The sequence below is a fragment of the Citrobacter sp. Cpo061 genome (assembly GCF_030332845.1).
Taxonomy (GTDB): Bacteria; Pseudomonadota; Gammaproteobacteria; order Enterobacterales; family Enterobacteriaceae; genus Citrobacter; species Citrobacter portucalensis.
The window spans coordinates 24,724-36,214 of record NZ_JAOWHB010000054.1 but is presented as its reverse complement, the minus strand read 5'-3'; the positions used below and the strand labels follow the sequence as shown (position 1 = coordinate 36,214).

Genomic DNA, 11,491 nt, shown 5'->3' with positions numbered 1-11,491 from the left:
TTTTGTTGGTTATTTTTAGTTTTGGTAATGTGACTATTTGGTTATGTTAATTCCATATTTACACTTTTCCGAGTGACAGTTTAAATATCATTTGCTATGCGAGAAAAATGAAATTGTGATGATCGTTTGAAAATAGAATTCTGCTTTTCGCAATATTTTATTATTTTGAAAATGTACTTTTAATAGGGTAAATCCTCGTTTTACCGCCTGCTTTAATAAAGGTGATAGCAAGAATTTGCTATCACAACACGATTTTTAAGGGCATGTCGCTTGCAGATTGCCAACAATTTGCCGATACAGATTTTTATAGTAAGCCTTGAAGTAATCTTCCTGCCAGCAAGGAGTCCGCTGGTAAAGACACGAACTCTGCTTAGAAGGTGTCACAATGAACGATTCACTAAGAGCGCAATGTATTGCTGAGTTTTTGGGGACCGGGCTATTTTTGTTTTTTGGTATTGGGTGCCTGAGCGCCCTGAAGGTCGCGGGTGCCAGTTTGGGATTGTGGGAGATCTGCATCATATGGGGCTTGGGGATCTCGCTTGCAGTTTACCTGACAGCCGGGATTTCTGGGGCCCATCTCAATCCCGCTATTACCATCGCACTTTGGTTGTTTGCCTGTTTTCCGGGTCGTAAGGTACTACCTTATTCTGTCGCTCAGATAGCGGGGGCCTTTGGTGGCGCTATGCTGGCCTATTTGTTGTACGGCAGCTTATTTATTGAGTATGAATCAGCCCATCAAATGGTACGCGGTAGTCTGGAAAGCCTGCAACTTGCCAGCATTTTTAGTACGTATCCTGCCGCCGCACTGAGTGTCTGGCAGGCCGCACTGGTCGAAGTGGTGATTACCTCCATTCTGATGGGGATGATTATGGCGCTAACGGACGACGGTAACGGTGTTCCCAAAGGCCCGTTAGCACCACTGCTGATTGGTATTCTGGTTGCTGTTATCGGCGCATCAACCGGTCCACTTACCGGCTTTGCGATGAACCCGGCACGTGACTTTGGTCCTAAATTGTTTGCCTGGATGGCCGGGTGGGGAGATGTTGCGATGACCGGGGGGCGCGATATCCCTTATTTCATCGTGCCGATTGTGGCACCCATCATCGGCGCCTGTGCGGGCGCAGCAATTTATCGTTATTTTATTGGCAAAAATTTACCGTGTAATTCGTGTAAGTTGGAGGAAAACGAGAGCTAGCTTCACGAAAGATGTTTATTATTGAAAGGTAAAAACTGTTTTCGTGATCCGGTTTCCTGAACGGCTTAAAAAGTCTCCCAACAATGGGAGACTTTTGTTATGTTCAATGCTGACTTTCATCAGAGCGCTGGATCGCGAGATGAAAATGAATGTGTGAATAATATGTTTTATTTATAACAATAAATTAACTGAGAGGTTTTATCATGATTTCTGCGAGTGCCCTGAACTCAGAACTCATTAATAAAATCGCACAGGATTTTGCACAGGCCACCAGTCTGGCTGTTGTGGTTGTCAATATTCACGGTGATGAAATTTCTGAGCTTTTTAATTTCACTCCTTTTTGCCAGTTGATGCGCCAGCATCCTCAGCATAGTACGCGTTGTCGTATGAGCGACCGCTGTGGAGGGTTGGAAGCCTCTAAATCCGATCAACCCTGCATTTATCGCTGCCATGCCGGGCTTACCGATTTCTCAATTCCGCTGGTCATCGCGGGACACCTGGTAGGGTTCGTGCTTTGTGGACAAGTACGCTTAAGTAACGATGTAGGCCTCGTTGATATTCTGAACGTCGATGACCGCTGGCAAGCCGATCCAGAGCTGGTCAACGAGTTCCGTAATGTACCTGAAATGGACTATTCTCGCGTCATTGCTTCAGCGGATTTACTCAAGCTCATCGTCGAAAATTGCCTTAAGAAACAACTTAATTTTGTTGTTATCAAAGATAACCCGCAGCAGTCAGAGCCGGTACGCGCTAACCGTAGTACCAACCCTCATGACAGTAAAATGAAAAAAGCCCTGCGCTATATTGATGCACATTTATCAGACGATCTACGTCTGGAAGATGTTGCCTCTCATGTTTTCCTTAGCCCGTACTATTTCAGCAAATTGTTCAAAAAATATCAGGGTATTGGTTTTAACGCATGGGTAAACCAGCAAAGAATGGCCAGTGCCAAAGAGCTGCTTTGTCACAGTGACTGGAGCATAGCCAGCATTGCGCGTAATTTAGGCTTTTCGCAAACAAGTTATTTTTGCAAAGTTTTCCGCCAGACCTATCAGGTTACGCCGCAGGCATTTCGCCAGCAAATAAATGTCATTTCACGTGGTGAATCCGCTTAAATAGCAATATTTTGCTATTGCCGATTTTTGATATCGGGCGCTATGTTAGTCATTATAAAATGAAATGTGACAACAGCAGTCAATAAATTGTCATAGCGCAACAAAATAATGGTATTAGAGGGATAAACTGCACCAGTTTTTATTTTTGTGATGAGATACAGTGTCTGTGTGAATGACTTTCTTTATTCTTAGCTGATACTTTCATTCAAAAAGTGAACGTATGAATAAGTGGGTTAAGGCCAGAAAATTGGCTGAATGAACTCGGAAAGATATTAAATTGAATTATTGTCATGAGGTCGTGAATTTACCTCATAACAGAGAGCTTAATTAACCAGGCTCTTGAACTGACAGGTTTGCCACATTTGTGGTAGGGAAGGGGGTGAGAATCCCCCGCAGCCCCCGCTGCTGTGATGCTGACGACCCCGTATGGACCACTGATCGCAAGATTGGGAAGGACGGGTGAGGATGACGCTAAGCCAGAAGACCTGCCTGTCAGTGACTACCAACAACTTCGGTGGGAAGTGGGTGGTTCAGATGCATACAGTCGAGAGACTGGGTATCTCTACACCCCTACCACCCTGAACAGGATCAGGGTATGGCGGCCAATTTTCACGCATTTGTTCTTGCAGGTACCGGAAGCGGCTGTGGTAAAACCACGGTGACGCTGGGCTTGTTGAGCTTGTTGAAAAAACGCGGTTTGCGCGTCCAGCCTTGCAAAGTGGGTCCTGATTACCTTGATACCGGCTGGCATACAGCGGTATGCGGTACCGCTTCCCGCAATCTTGATAGCTTCATGCTTCCCGTCCCCACGCTGAACGCTCTATTCAACGAGCAGATGCAACATGCGGATATCGCCGTTATTGAAGGTGTGATGGGGCTGTATGACGGCTATGGTACTGACCCAAACTACTGCAGTACCGCCGCGATGGCTAAACAGTTAGGCTGTTCGGTCATCTTACTGGTTGATGGCAAAGCCGTTTCCACTTCAATCGCCGCAACGGTAATGGGTTTTCAGCATTTTGATCCCACCCTGAACATCGCCGGGGTTATTGTTAATCGGGTTAACAGCGAAACGCATTACCAGTTACTGAAAGTCGCAATCGAACGTTACTGCGATGTACCCGTCTTGGGCTACGTACCCCGTATGGAGGGCGTTGCCCTTCCCGAACGTCATCTGGGTTTAGTAACCGCACGTGAGTCGGTTATCAATCAGCAACCGTGGCAGGCTTTTGCCGCGACACTGGAGCAAACCCTTGATATCGACGCGCTTCTGACATTAAGCCAGTCAACCAATCTTCCTGCTGGCGAATGGCCCGCGCTTCCTGCCGCAGACGCCGGAGCAGGGCTAACGGTTGCCATTGCCGATGACGAAGCCTTCAACTTCTACTACCCGGACAACATTACGCTGCTGGAACGTACGGGGCTTAAAGTTGTCCGTTTTAGCCCGTTGCACGACACCTGTTTACCGGACTGTCAGATGATCTGGTTAGGTGGCGGATATCCTGAGCTACACGCTGCGGCGCTGGCTCGCAATGTCTCGATGCTGAATCAACTGCGAGAGGCACATCAACGTGGCGTCGCGATTTATGCAGAGTGCGGCGGGCTGATGTATCTCGGCAGTTCGCTTGAGGACAGCAACGGCGATACCTGGCTGATGGCGGATATCATTCCCGGCCACAGCAAAATGGGGAAACGTCTGACCCGATTTGGCTATTGCGAAGCGCAGGCCGCGCAGCAAACATTGTTAGCTGCAGAAGGCGAAGTGCTGCGCGGACATGAATTCCACTACTCCGATTTTACCCCTGAAACGCCAGCGGTAATGAACTGTCGCAAAGTGCGCGATGGTAAAACGCTGCAAGCCTGGTCCGGCGGCTGGCAGGTCGGAAACACCTTCGCCAGCTATCTACACGTTCATTTTGCTCAACGTCCGCAGATGCTTAACCATTGGCTGGCAGCTGCGAGGAGTGCGCTATGACGATCCTTGCGTGGTGTGTTGCCTGGCTGCTTGATTTTATCATCGGCGATCCGCAGAACTGGCCGCATCCGGTGCGCTGGATTGGCAATCTGATTTCTGCCGTGCAGCGAGTTATTCGGCGTTATTGCCATAGCGACCGTGCGCTGCGCATCGGCGGCGCGGTGATGTGGATTGTGGTGGTTGGTCTGACCTGGGCGGTGTCCTGGGGCGTGCTGGCACTGGCAGAATCTATTCATCCCTGGTTGGGTTGGGTGGTAGAGGTATGGATGATCTTTACCGTGCTGGCCGGGCGCTGCCTGGCAAAGGCCGCGCAGGATGTCGAACGTCCTCTACGTGCCGGTGACCTTGCTCAGAGTCGGGAGAAATTGTCATGGATTGTGGGGCGTGATACCTCACAGCTGCAACCGCAGCAGATCAATCGCGCGGTGGTGGAAACCGTGGCTGAAAACACCGTAGACGGCATTATCGCGCCGTTGTTCTTTCTCCTCCTCGGCGGTGCGCCCCTGGCGATGGCCTACAAAGCGGTAAACACCCTTGACTCCATGGTGGGCTACAAACATGAAAAATACCGCGCTATTGGTATGGTCAGCGCGCGTCTGGACGATGTCGCGAACTTTATTCCTGCAAGACTGAGCTGGCTGTTGCTGGGCGTGGCGGCATTTTTATGTCGTAAAGACGGCTCGCGAGCTTTACAGATTGGCTGGCGCGATCGCTACAACCACAGCAGCCCAAACTGTGCATGGTCAGAGGCATCCGTAGCCGGGGCATTAGGCATTCGGCTGGGTGGTCCTAATGACTACTTTGGCGAGCGCGTTGAGAAACCGTGGATCGGTGATGCTCAACGTGACATTTCGGTAGACGACATTTCCCATACGATTCGACTGATGTGGGTGGCATCGACGCTGGCACTGGCGCTGTTTATTGCGCTGCGGTGGCTGTGGGTCGGTGTAGCCTGAGGACAACATAATGCAATACATCCAGCAACCCCAGGCGATTGAAGCCAAAAGTTTCGACATTATTGGCGAGATCATCCGTGAAACCCGTCCGGACTATCAGTTTGCCAGTCCGTTACATGAAGCCATTATCAAGCGGGTTATTCACACGACGGCAGATTTCGACTGGCTGGACATTCTGTGGTTTTCCAGTGATGTGCTGGAGCAGTTTTGTGCGGCGCTTAGCCGTTCGAGCGTGATTTATACCGATACCACGATGGCGCTTTCCGGGATCAATAAAACGCTGCTGGCAAAATTCGGCGGTGAATGCCGCTGCTACATCAGCGACCCGCGGGTTGTGCGTACGGCAAAAGAGCAGGGTATTACCCGGTCCATGGCGGCAGTCGACATTGCGGTGAAGGAAGAGGGGGAAAAGCTGTTTGTCTTTGGCAACGCGCCGACTGCGCTGTTCCGCCTGCTTGAGCATGATGTTGCCGTCAGCGGTGTGGTAGGTGTACCGGTCGGGTTCGTTGGTGCTGAAGAGTCGAAAGATGCCCTGACCCAAAGCAATTTGCCCGCCATTGCAGCGTTAGGCCGCAAAGGGGGAAGCAATGTCGCCGCCGCTATCGTCAACGCCATGCTTTATCACATGCAGGGGGCGCGATGAGCGAGGCCTTCGATACGCCGGTGTGGCACAACGGTAAAGCGCTGCGTAAAGGGTATACCACGGGATCGTGCGCCACGGCGGCGGCAAAAGTTGCCGCGTTGATGGTATTGCGCCAACACCTCATCCATCAGGTTTCCATCGTGACGCCTTCCGGGGTGACGCTGTGCCTGAACGTGGAGTCACCGCATATCGAAGGGCAGCAGGCAATAGCGGCCATCCGCAAAGACGGTGGAGATGATGTGGACGCCACCCACGGCATGCTGATTTTTGCCCGCGTGACGTTAGACGATAGTGGCGTGATTGCCTTACAGGGCGGTGAAGGGGTCGGTACGGTAACCCGCAAAGGGATTGGCCTGCCGGTGGGCAGTTCGGCGATTAACCGTACACCTCGCCAGACCATTGAATCAGCTGTCCGCGAAGCGATTGGCCCAAATCGTGGGGCGCAGATTGAAATCTTCGCGCCAGAAGGCGAAGAACGGGCGCAAAAAACCTACAACTCCCGCCTTGGCATTTTGGGCGGCATTTCGATTATTGGCACCACGGGTATTGTCACGCCGATGTCGGAAGAGAGCTGGAAGCGTTCGCTGTCGCTGGAGCTGGAAATTAAGCGGGCGGCGGGGCTGGAGCGTGTCGTACTGGTGCCGGGAAACCACGGCGAGCGTTTTGTGCGCGAGCAGATGGGTATCGACACCCAGGTTGTGGTCACCATGAGCAACTTTGTCGGTTACATGATTGAAGAAGCCGTACGTCTGGGGTTCCGACAAATCGTACTGGTGGGGCACCCCGGTAAGCTCGTCAAAATCGCGGCGGGGATCTTCCACACTCATAGCCATATTGCCGATGCCCGCATGGAAACGCTGGTGGCTCACCTCGCGCTACTTGGCGCACCGCTGGAACTGCTGACGTTGGTCAGCGAGTGCGATACCACCGAAGCGGCGATGGAACATATCGACGCGTACGGTTTCCAGCACATTTATGACCATCTGGCTCAGCGCATTTGTATGCGTGTTCTGCAAACGCTGCGCTTTACCAAAAATCCCCCGACCTGCGATGCCATCATGTTTTCTTTTGATAATCAGGTTCTTGGAAGTAATCGTCCGGTCGCAGAGATTGCTGAGGAGATGCAATGTTAACCGTTGTAGGGATGGGCCCCGCCGGTTTGCATTTGATGACGCCTGCGGCACGAGAAGCGGTCGCGACGGCGGATGTTCTGGTCGGTGGAAAGCGGCATTTGCAGCAATTCCCGGATTTTGCCGGTGAACAGTTTGCTCTTGGCGCCAATATCCCGGAACTCCTGAGCTGGATTAGCGCGCACCAGGAGAAGCATGTTGTGGTACTGGCGTCTGGCGATCCCCTGTTTTACGGCATCGGGACGCGCATGGTGGCGCATTTTGGTATTGAGAATGTGCGGATTATTCCCGGCATTAGTGCGGTGCAGTACCTGTGCGCGCAGTCCGGTATTGATATGAACGATATGTGGCTGACCAGTAGCCATGGCCGCAGCGTCTGTTTTGATGAGCTGGCGCGACATAACAAGGTGGCGATGGTGACTGATGCGCTGTGTGGCCCGCGTGAAATCGCGCAGCAGCTCATTGCCCGAGGCAAGGGGCATCGCTGGATGGTGATTGGCGAAAACCTGGCGATGGAAAACGAACAGATCCATTTCCTGCCTGTGCGTGAAGTTAACGCTGACTATGACATGAATGCAGTGGTGATCCTTGATGAAAGATGAGCTGTTTCTGCGTGGAGAGAAAGTGCCGATGACCAAAGAAGCGGTACGCGCACTTGCCCTCTCAAAACTTGAATTACACCGCGCCAGTCACCTGATTGATATTGGTGCCGGAACCGGCAGCGTGTCGATAGAAGCCGCGTTGCAATATCCCGGATTACGTGTAACGGCCATCGAACGTAACCCGACGGCGCTCAGGTTGCTGGATGAAAACCGCCAGCATTTTGCCTGCGCAAATATCGATATTTTTCCCGGCGTTGCTCCCATGACCATCGCTGAAAAAGCCGATGCCATTTTTATGGGCGGCAGCGGAGGCCATCTGACCGAACTGATTGACTGGTCGATGCGCCAATTGCATCCCGCAGGGCGTTTGGTGATGACGTTTATCCTCCAGGAAAACCTCAACACCGCGCTGGTACATCTGGATCATCTTGGCGTACAGGGAGTGGATTGCCTGCAGCTACAGGTTTCCTCGCTTACCTCGCTTGGCAATGGTCACTATTTTAAACCGAATAACCCCGTATTTGTTATCGCCTGTCAGAAGGAAGGAAACCATGTCTGAGATTTTTGATCCCCGTAGCGTGTGGTTTGTTGGCGCAGGTCCTGGCGATCGCGAGCTGATTACCCTCAAAGGTTACCGGTTGCTGCAGCAGGCGCAGGTTGTTATCTACGCCGGATCGCTGATTAACACTGAATTGCTGGAGTATTGCCCTGCCGGTGCTGAATGTCACGACAGTGCCGAACTGCATCTGGAGCAGATCCTTGATCTGATGGAGGCCGGAGTGAAAGCGGGCAAGACCGTTGTGCGCCTGCAAACCGGTGATGTCTCGTTGTACGGTTCCGTACGCGAGCAGGGTGAGGAGCTGACCAAACGCGGGATTGACTGGCAGGTGGTGCCCGGCGTCAGCGCGTTCCTCGGCGCGGCGGCGGAGCTGGGCGTGGAGTACACCGTACCTGAAGTTTCACAGAGCCTGATCATTACGCGCCTGGAAGGCCGCACCCCGGTACCAGAGCGTGAACAGCTGGAGTCTTTTGCCAGCCACCAGACATCAATGGCTATTTATCTTTCCGTCCAGCGCATTCATCGGGTGGCTGAGCGTCTGATTGAAGGCGGCTATCCGGCGACCACGCCCGTGGCGGTGATCTATAAAGCGACCTGGCCGGAAAGCCAGACCGTGCGCGGGACCCTGGCGGATATTGGCGACAAGGTTCGCGATGCGGGCATCCGTAAAACGGCCCTTATTCTGGTCGGTAATTTCCTGGGCTCGGAGTATCACTACTCCAAACTCTATGCGGCGGACTTTAGCCATGAATACCGTAAAGCCTGAGTCAATTGCGCTTTTTTGCCTGACTCCTGGCGGCGTTGTGCTGGCGAAACGTCTGGCAGCCATGCTGCCGGTTACCTGTTTTACCAGTGAAAAGCTGCTGGAGGAGGGGTTTATTCCCTTTGAAAACGGCTTTGCGAATACCGCCCGCGAAGCGTTTACGAATTACTCGGCGCTGATTTTTATCGGTGCGACCGGTATTGCGGTGCGCGTACTGGCCCCGCTGGTCAACGACAAGTTTTGCGATCCGGCGGTGGTGGTCATTGATGAACGTGCCCAGCATGTCATCAGCCTGCTCTCCGGCCACGCGGGCGGTGCCAATGCGTTGGCGCGTTATCTGGCGGGCATGTTGGGCGCTGACCCGGTTATCACTACCGCGACGGATGTGAACGATATGGCGGCACTGGATACGCTGGCATTTCAACTGAATGCCCGGATGAGTGATTTCCGTTCGGCGGTGAAGATCGTGAACCAGATGCTGGTCAGCAATAAGCGGGTTGGTTTGTGGTGGGATGACGAACTGACGCAGGATGTCAGCCATTGCGACCGGCGCGGGTTTATCACGGTTACCGATCTCAACCAGCTCCCTGAACTGGATGCGTTGGTGTGCATCACCTTACGCACCAATTTACCTGACCTGCCTGTTCCGCACTGGAAGTTGGTGCCACAGCGGGTTGTGGCCGGAATTGGCTGTCGCCGTGATACGCCGTTCCCTCTGCTGGCTGCGCTGCTTGCCCGGCAACTTGAAGCTCAACAGCTCGATCCGTTGGCGCTAAAAGCGATTGGCAGCATCACGCTGAAAAAAGATGAACAGGGACTTATCCAACTGGCTTCGTGCTGCCGCGTTCCTTTCGAAACCTTTACTGCTGACGCGCTGCGTGAGCATGAGCACCGTTTTCCAGCTTCATCGTTTGTTCGCAAAACGGTGGGTACAGGAAGCGTTTCCGGTCCTGCAGCCTGGCTGTTGAGCCACGGAAAACTGTTAGGCGAGACCCTGCGAGAACAGGGCGTCACTATCACTTTGGGAGTTTCACACTGATGTTAAGCGTAATTGGAATTGGCCCTGGCTCGCAGGCAATGATGACCATGGAAGCCGTTGAAGCACTGCAGGCAGCGGAAATCATCGTTGGCTATAAAACCTACACCCATCTGGTAAAAGCGTTCACGGGTGACAAGCAGGTGATCAAAACCGGAATGTGCAAAGAGATTGAACGCTGCCAGGCAGCGATCGAACTGGCACAGGCGGGTCACAACGTGGCGCTGATCAGTAGCGGTGACGCGGGGATTTACGGTATGGCCGGGTTGGTGCTCGAACTGGTTAGCAAGCAAAAGCTGGATGTTGAGGTCAGGCTAATACCTGGCATGACCGCTAGTATTGCCGCGGCCTCTTTGCTGGGTGCGCCGCTGATGCACGACTTCTGCCACATCAGCTTAAGCGATCTGTTAACGCCATGGCCGGTTATCGAAAAACGCATCGTTGCCGCCGGTGAGGCAGACTTTGTTATCTGTTTCTACAACCCGCGCAGTCGGGGTCGCGAAGGTCATCTGGCGCGCGCATTTGAGCTGCTTTCCGCCAGCAAAAGCGCACAAACGCCGGTGGGTATTGTGAAGTCTGCCGGACGTAAAAAGCAGGAAAAATGGTTAACCACGCTCGGTGAAATGGATTTCGAACCGGTTGATATGACCAGCCTTGTGATCGTGGGTAACAAAACAACCTATGTTCAGGACGGCCTGATGATCACGCCACGAGGTTATGTGCTGTGAATTACGGTGATGTGCTGGTCATGGGCGGTACGAGCGATGCGCGCATGCTGTGCCAGCAACTGGATGCGGCAAACGTGGCCTACACCCTGTCAGTTGCAACCCCAACAGGGAAACAACTGGCGGGAGACATCAAAGGCCAGGTGCGCTGCGGGCGTCTGGAGCGCGAACAAATGATTGCCTGGCTACAGGAAAATCGGACGCGCTGGGTGATCGATGCCTCGCATCCGTACGCCGAGGTGGTGAGCCGCAACATCATGAGCGCCTGCGAAGCGGCGGGCGTACTGCTGAGCCGCTACCAGCGCCCTGAGCAGTTGAGTGGTTTAACTCACCCGCACCTGTATACCGTACAAAGCATTCAGCAAGCCTGTGAGTTGGCGCGACGCTTCGGCGATCGTGTGCTGCTGACGACCGGCAGTAAAGATCTGGCTATCTGGCGCGAAGGGTTGCCTGAAAAAACGCTGCTGGCGCGCGTTCTGCCTGTTCCTGAGGTCATTCAGCAATGCGCGGATCTGGGATTTGGCGTCGGTGAAATCTTCGCACTGTGCGGACCGTTTAGCGCCGAGTTCAACGCCGCGTTTTATCGCCAGTGCCAGGCTGATGTGGTGATCACCAAAGCATCTGGCGCTGAAGGTGGCTATCAGGAAAAGGTTCAACCCTGTCTGGATGCCGGAATCCCCTGCATCGTGATTACACGTCCGGCACCGTTGGTGACGGGAGAAGAGTTACTGGAAAGTCAGGCCGCCTTTGGGGCGCGTTTAACGCGCTGGCTGGCCACTGCTTAAGGAGTTT

Annotated in this window: 12 protein-coding genes and 1 riboswitch; all 12 genes read left to right on the top strand. The window is 53.1% G+C overall.

Annotated features, from left to right (window positions below; translation table 11 throughout):
- The first annotated feature begins 385 nt into the window (after positions 1-385).
- The 12 genes from pduF to OGX97_RS20360 all read left to right on the top strand — a co-directional run bounded on the left by pduF (position 386) and on the right by OGX97_RS20360 (position 11,484).
- Positions 386-1,195: a propanediol diffusion facilitator PduF gene (pduF, locus tag OGX97_RS20415; protein ID WP_003030258.1), complete on the top strand. Its 810-nt coding sequence runs from the start codon at positions 386-388 to the stop codon at positions 1,193-1,195.
- A gap of 203 nt (positions 1,196-1,398) precedes the next feature.
- The gene (pocR, locus tag OGX97_RS20410; protein ID WP_003834122.1) at positions 1,399-2,310 is read left to right on the top strand and encodes a transcriptional regulator PocR; all 912 of its coding nucleotides are present in this window, start codon (positions 1,399-1,401) and stop codon (positions 2,308-2,310) included.
- 332 nt (positions 2,311-2,642) lie between these two features.
- Positions 2,643-2,817, top strand: a riboswitch (cobalamin riboswitch).
- An 88-nt stretch (positions 2,818-2,905) separates the two neighbouring features.
- Positions 2,906-4,285, top strand: a complete 1,380-nt coding sequence (locus tag OGX97_RS20405; protein ID WP_279850763.1) for a cobyrinate a,c-diamide synthase — start codon at positions 2,906-2,908, stop codon at positions 4,283-4,285.
- Positions 4,282-5,241, top strand: a complete 960-nt coding sequence (cbiB, locus tag OGX97_RS20400) for an adenosylcobinamide-phosphate synthase CbiB (RefSeq protein ID WP_048216004.1) — start codon at positions 4,282-4,284, stop codon at positions 5,239-5,241. The genes OGX97_RS20405 and cbiB overlap by 4 nt, the downstream gene beginning before the upstream one ends.
- A 10-nt stretch (positions 5,242-5,251) precedes the next feature.
- Entirely contained in the window at positions 5,252-5,884 is a 633-nt protein-coding gene (locus OGX97_RS20395; RefSeq protein ID WP_008785140.1) for a cobalt-precorrin-8 methylmutase, read from the top strand.
- Positions 5,881-7,017: a cobalt-precorrin-5B (C(1))-methyltransferase CbiD gene (gene cbiD, locus OGX97_RS20390; RefSeq protein ID WP_003030269.1), complete on the top strand. Its 1,137-nt coding sequence runs from the start codon at positions 5,881-5,883 to the stop codon at positions 7,015-7,017. Before OGX97_RS20395 ends, cbiD begins: the two co-directional genes overlap by 4 nt.
- Positions 7,011-7,616: a cobalt-precorrin-7 (C(5))-methyltransferase gene (locus OGX97_RS20385; protein WP_003834111.1), complete on the top strand. Its 606-nt coding sequence runs from the start codon at positions 7,011-7,013 to the stop codon at positions 7,614-7,616. Before cbiD ends, OGX97_RS20385 begins: the two co-directional genes overlap by 7 nt.
- Positions 7,606-8,175, top strand: coding sequence for a decarboxylating cobalt-precorrin-6B (C(15))-methyltransferase (locus tag OGX97_RS20380; RefSeq protein WP_279850764.1), 570 nt, complete (start codon positions 7,606-7,608; stop codon positions 8,173-8,175). The genes OGX97_RS20385 and OGX97_RS20380 overlap by 11 nt, the downstream gene beginning before the upstream one ends.
- A complete protein-coding gene (locus tag OGX97_RS20375; RefSeq protein ID WP_003030275.1) occupies positions 8,168-8,941 on the top strand; it encodes a cobalt-precorrin-4 methyltransferase in 774 nt (257 codons plus the stop codon). Before OGX97_RS20380 ends, OGX97_RS20375 begins: the two co-directional genes overlap by 8 nt.
- Positions 8,922-9,977, top strand: coding sequence for a cobalt-precorrin 5A hydrolase (gene cbiG / locus OGX97_RS20370; RefSeq protein WP_003834107.1), 1,056 nt, complete (start codon positions 8,922-8,924; stop codon positions 9,975-9,977). The genes OGX97_RS20375 and cbiG overlap by 20 nt, the downstream gene beginning before the upstream one ends.
- Positions 9,977-10,702, top strand: coding sequence for a precorrin-3B C(17)-methyltransferase (locus tag OGX97_RS20365; protein ID WP_003030278.1), 726 nt, complete (start codon positions 9,977-9,979; stop codon positions 10,700-10,702). Before cbiG ends, OGX97_RS20365 begins: the two co-directional genes overlap by 1 nt.
- Positions 10,699-11,484, top strand: a complete 786-nt coding sequence (locus OGX97_RS20360) for a cobalt-precorrin-6A reductase (protein ID WP_008785136.1) — start codon at positions 10,699-10,701, stop codon at positions 11,482-11,484. Before OGX97_RS20365 ends, OGX97_RS20360 begins: the two co-directional genes overlap by 4 nt.
- Positions 11,485-11,491: the final 7 nt, after the last annotated feature.